The organism is Treponema sp. R80B11-R83G3 (assembly GCF_054786115.1).
The window spans coordinates 1-393 of sequence record NZ_BDHF01000556.1; the positions used below are offsets into that span (position 1 = coordinate 1).

Genomic DNA, 393 nt, shown 5'->3' on the forward strand with positions numbered 1-393 from the left:
CTCTCTGTTCATAATAAACATAAACCAGTCATTTTTTCAAGTGTACCGGATATGCCGAACTAACCTTACAATCGGACAAGCTCCCAGGGCCAACCAGTCAACGTGATGGCTCTTTAGCCAGTCCGGTTTGCAAAATCTACCGGGAAGCCTGGTCATCTCCAATCAGTTTTTCATTCACATCTCTAAGCCTCTCGGAAAGCATTTCTATAACCTTTTGATCCGCATCAGAACTGTACTTTAAAACATCCTGGAATAAAAGAAAGGGAATCATTAGAACTTGCAAATCGCTGTGCGCCTTAATAGTGGCGCTTCTGCCTCCCGAAAGAAGACTTCCCATCTCACCGAAAAACTTTCCTTGTTTTATTTGCGCAACCATATTAGCATCATCCAAAA

1 protein-coding gene is annotated in these 393 nt (G+C 42.5%); it reads right to left on the reverse strand.

All coding sequences use genetic code 11. The annotated features are described in order from the left end of the window. Positions 1-136: 136 nt before the first annotated feature. A partial coding sequence (locus ACYVRH_RS14945; protein WP_461257643.1) for a cyclic nucleotide-binding domain-containing protein occupies positions 137-393 on the reverse strand: 257 nt, incomplete at its 5' end.